Here is a 17,924-nt window from a genome sequence, read left to right on the forward strand (position 1 = left end):
CCGGGGAAACGCCGTCCGCCTCAGGCCAGGACCCGCAGCGCGCCGGGCTCGCAGGTGATCTCGACCGGAAGCACTGCGACCGGGTCGCCGTCCGCGAAGAGCACGAGCGGCTCGTCTGCGTCGATGTGGATCGTGCGAGCGCGGCCGGTGGACACTCCGGGACGGGACAGGTGAGTCCCGGGGAAGGTGTGCAGCAGGATCCGCGCGAAGGCGGTCCGTGACACCTCGGCCACCGTCACGAGGTCGAGGTGCCCGTCGTCGAGCTCGGCAGAGGGGCAGATGCGCATTCCCCCGCCGTACCTGCCGGAGTTCCCGACGGCGACGTTGAGGCCCACGAGGGTGCGGTGCTCCCCGTCGACCGTGATGTGGAACGTCCGGGGACGCGTGGCGAGCAGAGCGCGCACGCCACCCCACGCATAGACCAGCGGGCCTGCGAGCCAGGTCGTCTCGTTGGCGATGGTGTTGGCGACGCTGTCGAAGCCGACGGTCGCCACGCCCACGAAGTGACGGCCCCCGACGCGACCCACGTCGACCCTGCGCTCGGTCGCGACCGACAGCGCCTGCGCGGCGGCCCGCGCGTCGTGCGGCACCCGAAGGGCCCGGACGAAGTCGTTGCCGCGGCCACCCGGCAGGGGCGCCAGGACCGCTCCGCCGCGGACGGCACCGGCGACCACCCGCGCGTGGAGTCCGTCCCCACCCAAGGACACGACGAGGTCTGACGGGCCAGCCTCGGCAGCGACCGACTCAGCATGGTCACCGCTGTCGGTGACCACGAGCTCCGGCGAACGCCCTTGGGCGACGAGGATGTCATGCACGTGACGTGACGCTCGGAGCGCACGCCCACCGCCGGAGACGGGGCTGACCACCAGGATGGTGCGGTCGGACGTGGGTCCGCTCATGCTCCCGCCCGAGCGTGCTGCGCCTGCGGCGACGTCTCCGCGAGGTGCGGGCGCGTCGGCAGGTCCGGGATGAGCTTGCCCGGGTTGAGGACACCGGCAGGGTCCAGCTGCTCCTTGACGGCGCGGAGGAGGCCGACCCCGAGCGGCCCGATCTCGGCGGCGAGGTGCGCACGGTGGTCCGTGCCCACCGCGTGATGGTGGGTGATCGTGCCACCGGCGCGGATGATGGCGTCACAGGCGGCGGTCTTCACCGAACGCCATTGCGCAAGTGGGTCCTTCGCCTGCGCCGTGAGGAAGGTGTAGTACAGGGAGGCACCTGCCGCGTAGACGTGCGAGACGTGGCACATGACGACGGAGCGCCGGCCGTCGACCTCGAGCGCACCCCTGATGGCTGCCGACACGGCGGCGTGCAGATCACTCAGGTTGTCCCACGTCGTCGCCGTCTCCAGGGTCTCGGCGAGGACCCGACGGTCCATCAGCTCGTCACGCAGATAGGGGCCCGAGAAGCGCGACCGCTCCCAGGCCCGAGCGACCTGGGTCGGGAGCCGGCGCCCGCCGGATCGGCGGAGGACGTGGCCCGCTGCGGTCCGGCGGTGCCGGACCTCGGCCCGGTCCGTGCCCTCCCAGACCAGCACGAGGAGGGCCGGCGTGGCCGTCCCCCGCAGGTCCGCGTACTGCAGCAGCCGCTGGCCCGTCGCTCCGGCCAGCGTGAGGTTGACACGCGTCTCGTCCTCGTCGGAGAGGCGGCAGACGTCGGGCATCCCGCCGTGACCGACGGACTGGACGAGGGTGCGCAGGGCGGTCGTCGCCGCAGCGAAGGAAGGAAAGAACCAGGCGCCGTGACGCTTCACGGTCGGCAGGGGTGCCACGCGGACGGTCGCCTCGGTGATGACGCCGAGCGTTCCCTCGCTACCGACGACGACGTCGAGCAGGCGCGGCCCCGCGGCGGACGCCGGCGCCCGACCGCCGAGCACCAGCTCACCCCTGGGGGTGACGACCCGCGCGCCGACGACGAGCTCGTCCACCCTGCCGTAGCCCGTGGACGCCTGGCCGGCCGACCGTGTCGCGACGTAGCCGCCGAAGGTCGCCTCCTGATGGCTCTGGGGGTAGTGGCCCAGGGTGAGGCCGTGCGGGCGCAGGGCCTGCTCGATCTCGGGTCCGCGGAGACCTGCCTCCAGCGTGGCCAGCCGGCTCGTTGCGTCGACCTTGATCACGCGGGTGAGCCGGCGCAGGTCCAGGGTGACGACCGCACGCTCACGGCCCGGCTCACCCGTGCTTTCCGGCGCCGCGCCGACACCTCCGACGACGCTCGTCCCGCCGCCGAACGGGACCACCGCCACACCGTGCTCCTCACACGCTCGCAGCACGTCGCCCACCTGGGCCGCCGACCCCGGCACGACGACCGCGTCAGGGGCCTGGGAGGCGTCGCCGGTGCGCAGGCGATAGAGGTCGGGATAGCTCTTCCCGCCCGCGTGCTCGATCCGCCACGTGCGGTCGGTGTGCACGTGCTCGGGTCCCACCGCGTCCACGAGCGCGGCCAGCACGGGATCGGCCAGCCTCGACGGCCGAAGCCGCACCGCGTCGATGGGAACGGGTGGCGTGAAGCCCTTACGGTTCGCGCCGACCCGCGCGGACAGCTCCGCCCAGACGTCGTCGCTGAGCGTCGGTCGCTCGGTCGGGTCCCCCCACCCGTGCCACACGGAGCGCGGGATGGAGTGCGTGAGGATATCCGTCATGTGAAACACTGTTACATACTTTGTTACATCGGTACAGTGGGGACCATGACGAGTCACGACGACGCCCTCCTCGCCGCGGTCCGCGACGAGGTCCTCGACTACGGCGTCCGGCGGGCCACCGCCACGTCGATCGCCCACCGCGCCGGGGTGTCACGCATCACCGTGCACCGGCGCGGCGGCACGATCAGACAGCTGGTGCTCGACGCCCTCGTCGCAGAGTTCACCCGGACGATGGAGGAGTGCGCCGAGCGTGTCGCCACCAGGGCGCAGCCGCGGACCGGCCGAGACACCGTCGTCGAGATGGCCGTCGCGCTCGTGGACGCCCTGAGCCAAGCACCGCTCGTGGGGGCGCTGCTCAAACATGACCCCGACCTGCTGCTCCCCTACCTCGTCGACCGATACGGCCGGAGCCAGCTGCTCGCGCTCGACTCGCTCAGCGCCGCTCTGCGCGCCGGGGTCGCGGACGGGTCGATCGTCGCCCCGGACCCGGACCTCACGGCACGCGTGCTGCTTCAGGCCATGACACCGTTCGTCGTCGGGATGCGCATCCTCACCACCGACCACGACCGGGCCGCCGTCCTGGGGGAGGTGCGTCGGCTCGTGTCGCACTACCTCGCGCCTGCCTCGCACCCCGAGCACGGACATGGGGACGCGCGATGAATGCACCTGTCATCGACCGCCGGAGCAGGACCCGGGCGCTGGAGAGCCTGGCGACGAGCCGCTACGACTGCATCGTCGTCGGCGGCGGAGTGACCGGTGCCGGAGTCGCCCTCGACGCAGCCTCTCGTGGCCTGCGCACCGCGCTCATCGAGCGGGTCGACCTGGCCGCGGGGACGAGCCGCTGGAGCAGCAAGCTCGTCCACGGCGGCCTGCGCTACCTCGCCAAGGGCGATGTCGGCATTGCCTGGGAGTCGGCCAGGGAGCGACACGCGCTGATGACGACCATCGCGCCCCACCTCACGCACGCCGCCGCCAACATCGTGCCGCTCGACGGCTCGACGCCGCCATCCCTGGGGCTGCTCGTCGAGGCCGGCATCCGACTGGCTGACGGACTGCGCCTGGCCTCCCACACCTCGCGACACCTGCTCCCGAGGCCGTCCCGCATCAGCGCGTCCGAGGCCCTCGTCATGGCGCCCGGCCTGCGCCAGGACGGCCTGCGCGGCGGGATCCTCTACTGGGACGGCCAGCTCGAGGACGATGCCCGGCTGGTCACGGCGATCGCCAGGACGGCGGTCGCCCACGGAGCCGATGTCGTGACGCGCTGCGCCGCGACAGAGCTGACCGACACCACGGTGACGCTGCGCGACGAGCTGGCGGGCGTGTCCTTCACGGCGCACGGCCACGTGGTCAACGCGACCGGCGTCTGGGCCGGCGACCACGAGCCGTCCGTGCACATCGAGCCGAGCCGGGGCTCGCACGTCGTCGTCCGCAGCGAGGCGGTCGGCCGCCCGCGAGCCATCTTCACCGCGCCGGTCCCGGGTCACTTCGGTCGCTTCGTGTTCGCGATGCCGCAGCCGGACGGCCTGGTGATCATCGGCCTCACCGACGAGCCGGTCGAGGAGGTGGACGGCGTGGCCCCGGACGTGCCGCCGGACGACACGCGGTTCCTCCTCCACACGATCAACCAGGTCCTCGAGCAGCCGCTCACCGGGTCGGACGTCGTCGGGCGCTATGCCGGGCTGCGACCCCTCGTCACCACCGCCGGAGGCGGCCCCAGCGCCGACATCTCCCGCCGGCATCTCCTCGTCGACCAGCCCGGGGGTCCGGTCACCATCACGGGGGGCAAGCTGACGACCTACCGGCAGATGGCCGAGGCCACCGTCGATGCCGTATGCCGCCGAGCCCGCTCCACGGCCGGCTGCCGGACCCGCTCCCTCCCCCTCCTCGGCGCCGCCTCGCGGGAGGTGCTGTCCCGGGTCGCGGCTCCCGAACGCCTCGTGCGGCGCTACGGCACCGAGGCGACCGAGGTGGCGGCCCTCGGGCTCGTCCACCCGGAGCTGATGCGTCCGGTCAGCGAGACGTGCCCCACCCTGGGCGTGGAGCTGCTCTTCGGGGTGCTGCACGAGGGTGCCCTCACCGCAGCGGACCTGGTCGAGCGGCGCACCCGGATCTCGTTCGACGCACAGGCGGTCGACGCCGCACGAGAGGTCGCCGACCGCGTCCTGGCGCTCGCCGCCGAGCACGCGCGGGCCTGACAGATCGCCCCGCCCGATCGGCCACCACAGATCGGACCCGGGCCCCCCTCGCGGTGGGCCCCCACCCGATCGGCCACCACAGATCGGACCCGGGCCCCCCTCGCGGTGGGCGCCCACCCGATCGGCCACCACAGATCGGACCCGGGCCCCCTCGCGGTGGGCCCCCGCCCGATCCACCCCCACCGATCACCCAGCGAGCCGCGGGCAGTGCTGGAAGGCCGGGAAGCTCGGGTCCGGCTCGATCAGCTGCAGGTAGAGCGGCCCGGCCGGGGTCGAGCCGATGACGACGTACTGCCCCGTTCCCTGGACCTTCGAGGCCGGGTGGTCGAAGCTGAAGTCGACGAGCAGGCCTGGGCCGGCAGGGCCGACGAAGGGCACCGGCTCCCCGATGAAGCCGTTGGCGTTGAGGGGCTGGGCGAAGTTGTCGGCTGAGCTGCCGCCGGTGATGCCGGGCGGGGCGAGCGGATCCTGTCCGCTGCACCACTGCGCCACGATCTCGTGGACCGTGGCGTTGGCCGGCAGGGCCGGCCAGGAGAGCGCAGCCGCGGCGAGGAGTGCCGCACCCGCTCGAACGGTGAATCTGGACATGTCGAAACCCCCTCGTTGGCGATGCGACCCGGACGGGTCCTCAACGGAGACGACGGCTGGCTGCGCCGGGTTCACATCGAATCCGGTTGTCTGACAAACGGATACAAACGTGAACGAAGGTGGCAGGACGTCCGGGCCCAGCGGCATACGGGATGATCCGTATGCCGCTGGGCTGGCTTGCGCACGTCACTGCGGTCGCGCTCCGCGGACGGTCACGGCTGGCAGGCGACCTCCTCGAAGTGTCCCGGCGTCGTCGGGTAGGCCGAGCCGGAACCGTGGCCGTTGATGTCGGAGGTGTAGACCAGCGCCAGCTCCACGAAGGCCGAGGTGCCGGACGTGGTCACGTCCGTGGCCTCGCGGCCCGCTCCCGACGCCCAGGCAAGGCGCTGGAGGAAGGTGAGCAGGTCCGGCGACATCTGGCGGATGTCGTTGAAGCCGCCGTAGGCCGCGTTGCAGTGGGTGTAGAGGTTGTAGACGCCGCTCCAGTCGATGAGGCGGTCGCCGGGGTTCGGCCCGTTGGCCGCCACGTCGCCCTGCATGACGTCACGGTCCCAACCGCCGTAGAGCCAGTCCGTGCCCTGGTGGTGGTTGTTGTTCGCGACGTCGGCGTCGTGGGTGTCGGTCATCTCGAACCAGAGGCACGGGTCGACCGTGACCTGGCTCTTCTTCGAGCCGGAGGTCGTCGGCCAGTCGCCGGTGGCGCAGCCGCCCGGGTAGGTGCCGCGAGGCCGCAGGTCGATCACGTCCGAACCGAGGATGTCCCGCTTGGCCGGGTCCGGCTCCCCCTTGCCGCCGAAGACGTGGTCGACGAACCGGTCGTTCGTCCCCCGCGCTGCCGCGTCGAAGGCACCGTCCGTCTGGCAGTCGAGGGCTGCCGCGTCGAGGGCCGGGTCGCAGCCACGGCCGCCCCACAGGACGTCCTCACCGTCCCCGCCGAAGACGTTGTCGCCCCCACTGTCGCCGTTGGCCACGTCGTCACCGAAGCCGGCGTGGATCGTGTCGGCGTCGGGACCGCCTCGGATGAGGTCACGCCCGCCCTCGAGGAGACCGGGGTGCGGCATGGACGGGCTCGTCGACGAACCGAGCCACTGGTCACCGTCGACGTCGTGGAGCAGGTCCACCCGCCGGTCGTAGTCGCCGCGACGGAAGCCGGTGAAGGACTCCATCGGCACGTTCGACAGCGCGTGGGTGAACTCGGCCGGCTCGTCCCCCGGGCTGAGGAGCTCGTTGACGACACCACCGCGGTCACCGAGGATCGCGTCGCGACCCGCGTCACCGTTGATCCGGTCGTCGCCGAGCTCACCGTAGAGGTCGTCGTCGCCGGCACCACCGGAGATGGCGTCGTCGCCGTCCTGACCCCAGATGCCGTCGTTGCCGCCGTCACCCCAGATGGTGTCGTTGCCGGAGGCTCCGGACAGGTCACACGTGGCCTGGTCCTCCGTGCAGAATCGGGTGCTCGGCCCGGGCAGTGCCGGGTCGTGCGTCCGGGACCGCGTGGCGTCCGCGGGGACGGCGCCGTCGGGATAGCGGTCCGTGTAGACCTGCTCCGTCAGCGCACCCGGGCTGCCCTGCAAGGTGCGCAGGAGCGCGCCGTTGTCGCCCAGGACCACGTCGTCGGCCCCGTTGCCCTCGACGGTGTCGCCACCATCGCGGTAGCCGGGGGTCGGCGTGCCACCGATGAGGTCGTCCTGGCCGGCGGTCGAGCTCGTGCCGACCCGCAGGGCAGCACCGCTCGGCGTGCCCGGCCACGCGGCGACCAGCGCGGTCGCCGGCGTGCCGTGCTCGGAAGCCGTGCCGAAGGGCAGGTCGCCGAAGATGCTGTCGACTCCCCCGTTGCCCTCGACGTAGTCGCCGTGCGCGTCGCCGGTGATGACGTCGTCACCGTCCTGCCCGAGGAGGACATCCACGCCGTCTCCGCCCGAGACGCGGTCGTTGCCGTAGCGGGTCGCCGGCGGGCCCTCGAGGTGGCCGGTGCCCATGCTGCGGTCCCACGTCTCGATGATGCGCGGCGCCATGGCCGTGCCGGCAGTGCTGCCGAGCCGCACGGTGACGGACGACGGTGTCCGACCGGTCTCGGGGCGCAGGACCTGGCCGTTGTCGCCCAGGGCCACGTCGTCACCGGGACCGCCGAAGAGGGCGTCCGCGGCGTCGCGCTGCCCCGCTCGGGCCTCGCCGGTGCCCCCGGACGGGTCGGAGCTGCCGCCGACGAGGTCGTCGTCTCCGGCGTCGCCCTCGACCCAGTCGGTGTCCGGCCCACCCTCGGCGTAGTCGTCGTCGGCGTCGCCCTTGATCCGGTCGTCGCCACGCTGGCCGAAGATCACGTCCTCGTCGGCGCCGCCGTAGATCTCGTCCCCGCCCCAGTTCCCTGGGGTGTTCGTGGGGTCGAGGTCGAGCAGCTGCACGCCGTGGTTGGACGCGAAGCCGCGCGCCCGCGTCACGGGCGTCGTGTCGGCGTCGATGACCCCGGACACGAGGACCGCGTTGTCGCCGGCGATGAGGTCGGGCCCGGCGTCACCGTGGAGCCGGTCGCCCGCGTCGGGCCGTCCGGTCCCTGGTGATGCCTGCTGGAAGGAGCCGCCGACGATCTGGTCCTCCCCGCCATCACCGTGGACGATGTCGGAGTCGTTGTTGCCCTCCAGGTGGTCGTCGTCGCTGCCGCCGTTGACCTGGTCCGGGCCGAGGCCGCCGTAGGCGGTGTCGGTGCCGTCGCCGCCGAAGATCGTGTCACCGCGACCCGCGCTGGCAGTTGTGCCGTCGAGGTCGAACGGGATGGCCGGCGGGTCATTCGGGTTCAGCGGGTCGTCGACCGTGCCGTTGTCACCGATGATCCGGTCGGTGCCGATGTCACCCGAGAGGATGTCGCCGGCATCGGTGTCGCCGGCCGGCCCGGTGTCTGCCCGGCCTGCCGCCCGCGTCCCGCCGTAGACGAGGTCGTCGCCGTCGCCACCGCTGGCGCGGTCGCGGCCGTCGTTGCCCTCGATGACGTCCTCGCCGGTCTGGCCGTAGAGCTGGTCCTCGTCGTCGTTGCCGAAGACGCGGTCGTGGCCGGCCTCACCGTAGGCGCGATCGTCTCCTGACCCTGCCCACAGGCCGTCGGCACCATCGCCGCCGAAGAGGACGTCGTCCCCGTGCTGGCCGCAGACGAGGTCGTCGGAGCCATGGGCGAGCACGCGGTCGCGCGCACCGCCAGTGGAGATGGTGTCGACACCGGCGCCGCCCTCGATGAGGTCGTTGCCGTCACCCGTGCCCGACGTCGTGCCCTCGGGCACGGGGTCGGAGCTGACTGGCGACCCGTCACGGCAGGTCTCGTCGGCTGCGGCACCGACCGTCGCGGCGTTGCGCAGGGTGTCGCCGAAGATCGTGGCAGGCCCGTCACCGCCGAGGATGTGGTCGCTCCCCAGGCCTCCGACCAAGGTCTTGGCCGAGGGCGAGGTGTTCGGCGGCAGGGGCAGGTGGCGCACCACCCGGAAGTCGCCGAAGCCGACGCCCTCGATGACGTCCGGTCCGCGCGGCTTGCCCTGCTCGTCCAGGCCTCGCGCGCCGACCTCGCTCGGCTCGGCGATGACGTAGTCGTCACCGGGACCGCCGTACACCGCGTCGGTCCCGTAGCCGCCGACCAGGGCGTCCTTGCCGCCGCCGCCCCTGATGGTCGCCGTCTCGGTCGTCTTCGAGTGGCTCGTGACGATGTCCTCGGACTCGCTGCCGTAGACCTCGTCGTTGCCGGTGCCGGTCTCGATGATGTTCGGGACCGCCTTGCCGTCCTTGGTCGTGAGGGTCTCGGCAGCACCGGGCTCGTCCACCTCGAAGGTCGTCTCACTCGACGCGTAGATGACGTCCTTGGCCGAGCCGCCGGCGATGCTGTCGCTGCCCACGCCACCGATGAGGGTGTTGCCCTTGGACATGACCGTCCCGCCATTGCCGTCAGGCCGGTCCGCCGCGACGCCGATCTTGTCGTCCCCGGCGCCCCCGTGGACGCGGTTCACGCCGAGCCCGACGCTGATGACGTCGATGCCGGTCCCGGCCTGCGAACCCGAGGTGGGGTCCCCGGCGAGCTGGGTCCAGTCGATGAGCTGCTTGAGCTCGACGGTCGCCACATCCTTGTGGTTCTTCTTGTCGATGTCATTGACCGTGACCGTCTGCGTGAGCTCTGGCGCGCCGAGCGTGCCGTCGCCGGAGACGAAGTCGTTGCCCTCACCAGTCGTGATGGCGTCGGCGCCGTCACCACCAGCCACCCGGGCGACCTTGCCCACGACGTCGGCCGTGACGATGCGGTCGTCGCCCTTGCCGCCGTCGACCCAGGACGAGCCGGTGCCGGTCTGGATCTGGTCGGCGTGGTCAGAGCCGATGGCGACGGCGTCCTTGCTGAAGACGGTGAGGTCTGCCGCCGCCGTCGGTGTGGCCGGGTCGGCGTCCTTCTTGCCGTCACCGACGAGGCTGACGATGAGCGGCGCCGCGGATCCTCGCCCGTCGACGATGACGCGCTCCAGGTTGGCGTTGAGATAGTCGCGACGCTCACCGAGCATCTGGACGGAGAAGCCGTCGAAGTCCGGGTTGGTGCCGGCGTCGTCGCCGGCCTTCTGGGCGAAGTGCAGCTGGGTCACCTTGACCACGTCGGCCTCGGTGTCCGCGGTGTTGCCCCACGGAGCCCCTCTGGCCCCGTCCGTCCCGAACTTGCCCGCGAAGACGACCAGGGTCGTCTCCACCGTGCCACCGAGTCGCGGTGGTGGTGGCTCACAGTCCGGCTGAGCGGTGAAGTCGAGCAGCGTGATGTCGGCCAGCGTGAACGAGAACGTCGTGCTGAACGGGGAGAACCCGATCGTGATGTAGACGCGCAGGAAGAGGCTGAGCCGTCCCGTCGTCGTGAACAGGCAGATCGGGTTGTTGATCGCCGCCTTGAGGAACTCGCTCACCCGGAACTTCCCGTCGTTGTTCGGGTCGTTCCAGTGAAAGCCGATCGTCAGATGGAGGCCACCCTCGATGCCGACCTCGATGATGAGCGCCGTCACCGAGGCCCCGGCGGCGATCTCACCGTCGAGTCGCACGACGGGGACGGGCTTGCCGCTGCTGTCGGTGGTCTTGAAGTAGAGCCCGTCGATGACCCTCAGGGCGTCGACCTGCTCCTTGGACTGCGCCGCCTCGACGGCGTAGCGGATGCCGGCGGTGTCGAGACCGGCCATGAACCGCAGGGAGACCGAGGCAGACCCGGACAGCGTCACCATGACCGGCGGCGGCGCGTAGACCGGACCGAAGGACTGGCGCCACGTGAAGCCGAGCGTCAGCGGCCCACTGTCGAACTCGACGAGCGCCACGTCGCTGCCCATGAGGACACCGAAGATCGACTCGGGGTGGTCGAGGATCGGGAAGGTGAAGCCGGACTTGTTGGCCGATCCCTCTCCGGCGGTCGGGGTGCCGAAGACCGTGCCCTTGCCGCCCGCCGCGTTGAGCTCTGCCTTGAGCGCGTCGCCCGACTTCGTCGTCGGGTCCTTGAGAACGAGGGAGTCGGCGCTCGTCGGGGACACACTCGTGGTCAGGGCCTTGTCCCCCGGCACGCTGAAGGCACCGACGTCGATGAGGCAGCTGGTCCCGCCTCCGCACTTGGGCATGTTGTTGACGAGCGTCACCAGCGCGGTGATCCGCTCGACGAACTCGAGGTCGGGCCCACCGGCCAGGGTGTTGAACGCCTTGGCCAGGGTGATCAGGCTGACGTCGCCACCCCCGGCCAGCTTGCTGAGGTCGGAGAGCACCGGGATGGGCGCATAGAGCGTGTCGATCACCGGCTGGATGGGGCCGGTCACCGACTTGATCTTGTTCAGCACCGGTCCCAACAGCTCCGAGAAGAAGCCGCCGGCGTCGAGCTTGACCGCCTTGAAGTCGATCTTCGGCAGTCCGAGGTTCTTGAGGTCCTTGTTCGTGAAAGCCCAGTCGAGGACGAAGGTGGTCTGCACCCCCGGAAGCACGGAGGACGCGCTCGCCTTGACGATCCAGTCGGCCTTGATCGCGGCCGTCAGCTTGATGTCGAACAGCTTCGAAGGGTCGAGGCTGCCGAAGTCGCTGATCGTGAGGACGGAGCTGGCTGTCTCGCTCGCGTCGCCGGACCTGACGTCGATCATGAAGGCGCCCGCGAAGAGCGGCACGGTGCCGTTGTTCTTCGTCACGTCGATGTCGAGGAAGGCCAGCTCGGCCTTCATGGACGCGGGCATGTCGAAACGGGCCCCGATGCCGAGCTCGGGTGCGGCCGCATCATGGGTGTGGACGAAGAAGCCACGGTCGGTGTCGATCCCGGCCCTGACGTGCAGCTGGAGGCCCAGACCGTACGTGATGGCGTCGGCGTCCCCGGCCCGCAGGGCGAGCCCCGGGATGCCGATGTCGAGCGGCAGGGTCTGGCCGTCACCGAGGCACCCTGTCCCGGGCTTGCAGCCCAAGGTGGAGTCGACCTCGCCGACGTTGAGGTCGATGGTGATGTTGACGCCCTCGATGTCCTCTGCGGCGCAGGCGTCGAGGTCGGGCTTGGTCATGACCGGCGGGTAGGTCGCCGGGGCTGCCGGGTCCTTGTCGACGTAGGTCTGGGTCGCGCCCGCGGTCGCGTCGACGACCTTGACCAGGCCGAACGTCGATCCGGCCTTGCGGAGGACCTTGTACTTCGTGGCCCCGGTCACCGACGGCCAGGTCACGGTGTTGAAGTGGTCGTTGTCGAGGGTCGACCACGTCGTCTGCGAGGACCCTTCGCCGGAGACGACGGTGTCCCCGTCGTTGCCGGTGCCGTCACCCTGGCTGGCGACGATCTTGTAGGCCCACGTGTGGTCCGTGCCACCGTCTGCCGGCGTCGGGGTGACGGTCGGCGCTGCCGCCGGCTCGAGCCGGGCCGAGCACTCGTAACCGACCTTCACGGTGGTGTTGGTCAGCCCGGCGTCGGAGATCGCCTTGGCGATCTGCGTGTTGAGGTAGGTGCGGGCCTCGGCCGGCGTGGCCGGGATCGAGCCGAGCGCGGCCTTCAGCTCCGCACGGAGCTTGGCGACCTTGTCCGCGCCCTGCTGCAGGTCCTTGCCGACGAACGGCAGCTTGCCGTCGAAGGTCGCCAGCCGCATGGCCTGCTCGAGCTTCTCGAGGTAGCCGTCGAGGCCCGGCTTGATCTGCGTGAAGTCCGCGATGGCGGTGGCGAGGGCGGCGGCCAAGCCGGTGGGGGCCTCGAGCTCCGGCACGCTGTCCGGCGCCGGAAGCGTGTCGTCGAGGTCGGTGAGGTCGGCGGGGTCGGTCGAGCTCGCCACGCGCAGCTGGGCGGTGCCGAGGGAGGTCGGAGCGCCGCCTGCCACGGTCGCGTAGAGCGGGATGCGGCCGCACAGCATCAGCGGCGTGCTCAAGCCCTGGCCGCAGTCGACCTTCGTCGGGTCGTTGCTCGCGTTGAAGGTCGCGCCGAGATCGGCAAGGAAGCTCCCGAAGGTCACGGGCGTGTTCGTCGGCGCCGTCTTCTTGGCCAGGTCGAGGCTGAGGTTGGCCCGGGCCTTCGCCTGGTCGCTCGGAATGCCTGCGGACACCGTGAGTGGCCCGAGCGTCCCGGCAGCCGTGCCGGTGAACTCGGCGTTGGCCTTGACCGTGAGCTTCGACGAGTCGAGGACCTTGAGCGTTGCCGCGTCCGTCGCGCCGGGGCCCACCTGGAGGGGGACGACCACTGCGACGTCGATGGTCCCTTCGACGCCGACCTTGCCTGCACCGGTTGTCGACGCAGACACGAGCGCCGGCACGCCGTCGAGCTGCAGCCGGAGCGGTGTGGAAGCGGTGTAGGCGCGGTTCCAGTCGAAGTCGAGGACGATGCTGGGTGTCCCGCCGTCGTCGAGGAAGCGGAACGTCAGGGACTTGTTCCCGAGCCGGGTGTTGAGGACCTCGACGAGGTCCTGGATGTTCTGGGGCGGGTGTGCCGACATCGCGTCGAGCGCGTCGTCGAGCGGTGACCGGAACGTGTACGCAGCGCCGGTGGCCGGTTGGGTCTCCCATGGCTTGGTGAGCGTGACCGTGTTCGCGCCGTCGGTCTGCTTGACCACGGCGACCTGGGTGCCCACGACGACCGCGCGACCGGCCAGGGCGGTCGGGAAGGTCCGGCTGGTGTCGGTGAGCGTGTCGGCGGTGTACGTCACGCTGGTCCCGACGCCCGAGAGGTCGCGACGGAGCAGGTCGCGCAGGGACGTCCCGGTGCCGGGGATCTGCGTGCTGAAGACCCCCGTGGGTCCGCCGGGCTGCGCCTCGGCGAGCTGGGCGGCGAGCGTCTGCAGCGTCTTGAGCACGATGGCGAAGAGCTCTGCCTGCGATCCCGGCTTGAAGTCGAGGGCGAAGACCCGGTCGAGGCCACTCACGTCGAACTGCGGGCCGTCGGCACCCGACGTCTTCGTCAGGTCGTTCCACGTCGCGCCCGCACTCAGCGTGGCGCCGCCGGGGAAGAAGCCGCTGGCTTCGGGGACCGACACCGTGAGGTCGCCGAAGGCACGGACGTTGACGGCCACGTCGAGCAGGTCGCCGGCCTGGCTCGGGCCGGTCGGCGTCGCCGTCACGAGGCCTTTGAAGAGCTCGCGCAGCCTCAGGTCGTGCTGCGCGTCACCGGCCTGCTTGAGGCCGATCGTCACCATGTTCCCGGTCCCGGGACCGGAGCAGTTCGCCGGTGCGGAGCTGTTGCAGACCTCGAGCTTGCCTTCGAGGCGGACCTGGAAGAAGCCGGCGTTGGCGGTGAGGTCCACCTTGGTCTTGATCGGGAAGTCGGCCTTGAGCAGCGGCAGCCCGGTGCGGATCATGACCCGGTCGGCTCCGAGTGGGAGCGACTCGACCTGGGTCTTGAAGGTCCCGGACTCGAGCGTGAACGGGCACGGCTTGGTGTTGCCCTCGAAGCCGACACAGGCCGAGCCGGTCCGCGGCTGCTGGAGGTCCAGGACGAGGGTGAGGTCGGCGGTGAACGACGGCGTGACGGTGGCGAAGGTCTGGGCCGAGTTGGCCTTGAGGATGCCCTGTCGGGGCCCGTCGGCGGGGCTCCCGGCAGGCAGCTTGCTCAAGCCGTCTCCGAAGGTGACGGCCCCGAGCTGTGCCTCCGGGCCCAGGATGACGAACGGTGTCGTGTCGGCGGGTTTCCCGCCGATCCAGTCGGTCGAGAGGGTGAGCGTGTTCGCGGTGTTGGCGCTGACCTCGCCGGCCGAGGTGCCGGCCACGACCCGCATGCCGATCCACTGGCCGGGCTCCCACGACGTCCCGTCGGAGATGCTCAGCCCGTCGGCTGTGTAGGTCGCGCCGGGCTTCGACACCTTGGCCGCGCCGGCGTCCATGGGCACGGGTGCGGACGGGGCCGCCTTGGTCATCCTCAGGTGGAACGAGAGCTTGTCGGTGGTCGGGCTCCAGTCGAGCCCGTCGACGAGGATCCCCGCTGCCTTGAGCTCGGTGATGAGGTCCTGCAGGGACGTGAACTTCGGGTTGCCGACGGTGCTCGCGTCGAAACCGGGTGGGGTCGGCTTGGACGGGTCCGGAGCCTGGACGACGTTCTTCTCGAGGAAGTCGACGAGGACCTCGTTGGCCTTGACGGCGTCCGAGACCGTGCCGCGGAGGAAGGGCAGGTCGAGGTCTCCGACGATGGCGGTGCCGGGGCCCGACCCGTCGGCGTCGAACTTCGCCTTCTGGATCCCCGTCAGCGCGGTGGCCACCTGGGCCAGCCCGTCGGCGAGGTCGCGCAGGCTCAGGTTCTGGAACTTCCCGACGACCGCGGCGAGGTCGGGGGCGGAGATCACCGGGTCGCCCGACGCGATGGTGGGCCACGTGACGGTGACGTCGGCCGAGAACGTCGGGAACGCCGAGCCGAGTCCGCTCGGGTCGGCGTGCACGGACAGGGTCCCGGCCACGGATCCGGCTGTCCCCGGGTCACCGGGTGAGCCTGCGGGGTCGAGTCCGGCGCTGACCAGTCCTTGGAGCGACCCATCCGCAGCGAGCTCTCCGTCGCCCGGGGCGGACTCGGTGAACGCCAGGACGCCGTCGTTGTTGGGGTCGTTGAGCTTGGCGAACGCGTGGGCCTTGACGGTGAAGTCGGTGCTCGAGAGCGAGACGTCGAGGATGCCGAGAGCAGCCTTGGCCGACGCGGAGAGCTGCGCGGTCGCGTCCACGTCCACGCGGGGAGCGTGGCCGGCGTCGCTGGCGAGGTACACCCGGTTCGTGGTCGGGCCGGTCCACACGATCCACAGTGAGAGGGCCGCCTCGACCGACACGGTGACCCCCTCGGGGGAGGCCAGCTCGACCTTGGGGCTCGCCGAGCTGATGGTGAGCGCCTGGTTCGCCGCGGTGCGGGTGATGGTGAGGTCGACGTGCACGCGCTTGCCGTCCGCGAGGTCCTCGAGGCCGATGTCGAGCGTGCCGGTTCGGCCGCCCGGCAGGGAGACGGACCCGTCCGCTGCGTCGAGCGCGGCCCACGTGGTCAAGCCGGCCACCGTGCCGGCGACGCCCTCCTTCACGAGGTCGTCGAGGCCGGCCAGCCCGCCGGGGCTCGCGCTGACGAAGGGGATCGGCCTGCCGAAGGCGCCGATCGCAGCCAGCCCGGACGTCCACGACGCCAGGTCCTTGGCTGCGCCTCCGCCTCCGAGGATGGCGACCACCTGGTCGACACCGGGATCCGGATCCGCTGCCCGGGCCGGGAACTGGCTCCCCATGCCCCAGCCGGTGATCAGCACCGCCGACACAGTCGCAGCGATGAGACGGTTGACAGACCTGCGCACCATCGGTCGCACCCCCAAGAGCGCCCCGCCGGCCCAGTGGAGGTGGGCCGAACCACGAGTCGCGATAACCATTCAAGGTAGCGAGGCGTCCACCACCTGTCCGGCGATTGCGGAAAAGCCACCACGCCGGCCGTATGCCGCTGGGCTCGTTTCCGGACGAAAGGGGCCTTTGCCCCCAGCGGGCTTCCCCGGCCGAAGGCGGCGCCGAGGGTCGCCGCTCAGCGCAGCTGGTCGCGGCGGCGGGTCAGGTAGGCGACCTCCGCGGAGTTGCCGGCCAGCTCGATCGCCCGGTCGTAGGCGACCCTCGACTCCTGGCTGCGGCCGAGGCGGCGCAGCAGGTCGGCGCGGGTTGCGTGGTAGGCGTGATAGCCGGCCAGCGCCTCGTCGAGGCGGTCCACGGCTGCGAGGGCAACGTCAGGGCTGTCGAGCTCGGCGACGGCGACGGCCCGGTTCAGCGCCACGACCGGCGAGCGGTCGAGACGGACGAGCTGGTCGTAGAGCGCGACGACCTGCGACCAGTCGGTGTCGCGCACGTCCGGCACCGAGGTGTGCACCGCGCTGATCGCGGCGAGGACCTGGTAGCGGCCGGGACCCATCCCTGAGGCGAGCCGCTCGCGGACCAGTCGGTGGCCCTCGGCGATGAGGGTGACGTCCCACGACGCCCGGTCCTGCTCGGCGAGCGGAACCAGCTCGCCGTTCGCCGAGACCCGGGCCGTGCGGCGCGCCTCGGTGAGGAGCATGAGGGCCAGCAGCCCGGCCACCTCACCGTCGTGCGGCAGGAGGCCGCGGACCAGGCGGGTCAGCCGGATCGCCTCGGCGGTCAGGTCGGGCCGCACGGGGTCGCTGTCGGAGCCGCTCGCGAGGTAGCCCTCGTTGAAGATGAGGAAGAGGACCGCGAGCACACCGGAGAGGCGCGCCGAGAGGTCCTCCGCCGACGGCACCCGGTACGGGATGCGAGCCGCTCTGATCTTCGCCTTCGCACGGGTGATCCGCCGACCCATGGCTGCTTCCCGGACGAGGAAGGCTCGGGCGATCTCGGGCACGGTGAGGCCGCCGACCATGCGCAGTGTCAACGCGACGCGGGTCTCCATCGCGAGCGCCGGGTGGCAGCAGGTGAAGATCAGCCGGAGCCGGTCGTCGTCGATCGGGCCGAGCGGCTCGGGCGCGTCGCCGTCGTACGCCACCTGGGCCTCCCTCTGCTTGTCGCCTCGCTTGCTCTCGCGGCGGAGGCGGTCGATCGCCTTCCGGTTCGCGGTGGTCGTCAGCCAGCCCCCCGGGTTCGGGGGGACCCCGTCGACGGGCCACCGCTCGACGGCGGCCGCGAACGCCTCCGCCGCTGCTTCCTCGGCGATGTCGAGGTCCCCGAACCGCCTGGCCAGGGCGGCGACCACCCGCGCCCACTCCTCGTGGTGGGCCCGGGTGATCGCCTGGTGCACGTCGAGCCGCTTCACAGGAACGGCCGCACCTCGATCTTCCGGTTGCAGGCCTTCGATCCCGCGGTGGCGAGCCGGAGCGCGACGTCGAGGTCGGCGGCCTCGATGATCCAGAAGCCCGCGAGGAACTCCTTCGACTCCAGGAAGGGCCCGTCGGTGACCACCGTCTCGGGGCCCCGGTTGTCGATGACGGTGGCCGAGTCGGGCGTCGCCAGGCCGCCGGCGAAGACCCAGTGACCGTCGTCCCGGAGCCCCTCGTTGAACGTGTCGATCGCCGCCATCTCCTCCGGGGTGGCGAGGTCGGTCTGGTCGTGGATCACCGAGAAGAGGTACTGCATCTGAG

Annotated in this window: 8 protein-coding genes; 2 read left to right on the forward strand and 6 right to left on the reverse strand. The window is 71.3% G+C overall.

Annotated elements, in window-relative coordinates; translation table 11 throughout:
* Positions 1–20 precede the first annotated feature (20 nt).
* Positions 21–899 carry a diacylglycerol/lipid kinase family protein gene (locus ABWV20_RS10395; protein ID WP_353355079.1) on the reverse strand — a complete coding sequence of 293 codons (879 nt, stop codon included), beginning with the start codon at positions 897–899 and terminating at the stop codon, positions 21–23.
* A complete protein-coding gene (locus tag ABWV20_RS10400; protein ID WP_353355080.1) occupies positions 896–2,635 on the reverse strand; it encodes an FAD-binding oxidoreductase in 1,740 nt (579 codons plus the stop codon). Before ABWV20_RS10400 ends, ABWV20_RS10395 begins: the two co-directional genes overlap by 4 nt.
* A gap of 45 nt (positions 2,636–2,680) precedes the next feature.
* Here ABWV20_RS10400 and ABWV20_RS10405 point away from each other — a divergent pair, with 45 nt between their 5' ends.
* Together ABWV20_RS10405 and ABWV20_RS10410 are read left to right on the forward strand one after the other, a co-directional pair.
* Positions 2,681–3,295 (forward strand): TetR/AcrR family transcriptional regulator, encoded by a 615-nt coding sequence (locus ABWV20_RS10405; protein WP_353355081.1) that lies wholly within the window; start codon positions 2,681–2,683, stop codon positions 3,293–3,295.
* Positions 3,292–4,830: a glycerol-3-phosphate dehydrogenase/oxidase gene (locus tag ABWV20_RS10410; protein ID WP_353355082.1), complete on the forward strand. Its 1,539-nt coding sequence runs from the start codon at positions 3,292–3,294 to the stop codon at positions 4,828–4,830. Before ABWV20_RS10405 ends, ABWV20_RS10410 begins: the two co-directional genes overlap by 4 nt.
* A 186-nt stretch (positions 4,831–5,016) precedes the next feature.
* Here ABWV20_RS10410 and ABWV20_RS10415 read toward each other — a convergent pair whose 3' ends face one another.
* The 4 genes from ABWV20_RS10415 to ABWV20_RS10430 all read right to left on the reverse strand — a co-directional run bounded on the left by ABWV20_RS10415 (position 5,017) and on the right by ABWV20_RS10430 (position 17,919).
* Positions 5,017–5,418: a hypothetical protein gene (locus ABWV20_RS10415; RefSeq protein WP_353355083.1), complete on the reverse strand. Its 402-nt coding sequence runs from the start codon at positions 5,416–5,418 to the stop codon at positions 5,017–5,019.
* Positions 5,419–5,630: 212 nt separating this feature from the next.
* Positions 5,631–16,151: a calcium-binding protein gene (locus ABWV20_RS10420; protein ID WP_353355084.1), complete on the reverse strand. Its 10,521-nt coding sequence runs from the start codon at positions 16,149–16,151 to the stop codon at positions 5,631–5,633.
* Positions 16,152–16,366: 215 nt separating this feature from the next.
* On the reverse strand, positions 16,367–17,599 hold the full coding sequence (locus tag ABWV20_RS10425) for an RNA polymerase sigma factor (protein ID WP_353355085.1): 1,233 nt from the start codon (positions 17,597–17,599) through the stop codon (positions 16,367–16,369).
* Positions 17,596–17,919, reverse strand: coding sequence for a YciI family protein (locus ABWV20_RS10430; RefSeq protein WP_353355086.1), 324 nt, complete (start codon positions 17,917–17,919; stop codon positions 17,596–17,598). Before ABWV20_RS10430 ends, ABWV20_RS10425 begins: the two co-directional genes overlap by 4 nt.
* Positions 17,920–17,924: the final 5 nt, after the last annotated feature.

This window comes from Intrasporangium sp. DVR (assembly GCF_040365325.1).
Taxonomy (GTDB): Bacteria; Actinomycetota; Actinomycetes; order Actinomycetales; family Dermatophilaceae; genus Intrasporangium.

Excerpts from the sequence above, each read along its gene's own strand:
- ABWV20_RS10410 (WP_353355082.1), top strand. The coding sequence starts at position 3,292 with ATGAATGCACCTGTCATCGACCGCCGGAGCAGGACCCGGGCGCTGGAG.
- ABWV20_RS10405 (WP_353355081.1), top strand. The coding sequence starts at position 2,681 with ATGACGAGTCACGACGACGCCCTCCTCGCCGCGGTCCGCGACGAGGTC.
- ABWV20_RS10400 (WP_353355080.1), bottom strand. The coding sequence starts at position 2,635 with ATGACGGATATCCTCACGCACTCCATCCCGCGCTCCGTGTGGCACGGG.
- ABWV20_RS10430 (WP_353355086.1), bottom strand. The coding sequence starts at position 17,919 with ATGCAGTACCTCTTCTCGGTGATCCACGACCAGACCGACCTCGCCACC.
- ABWV20_RS10415 (WP_353355083.1), bottom strand. The coding sequence starts at position 5,418 with ATGTCCAGATTCACCGTTCGAGCGGGTGCGGCACTCCTCGCCGCGGCT.
- ABWV20_RS10420 (WP_353355084.1), bottom strand. The coding sequence starts at position 16,151 with ATGGTGCGCAGGTCTGTCAACCGTCTCATCGCTGCGACTGTGTCGGCG.
- ABWV20_RS10395 (WP_353355079.1), bottom strand. The coding sequence starts at position 899 with ATGAGCGGACCCACGTCCGACCGCACCATCCTGGTGGTCAGCCCCGTC.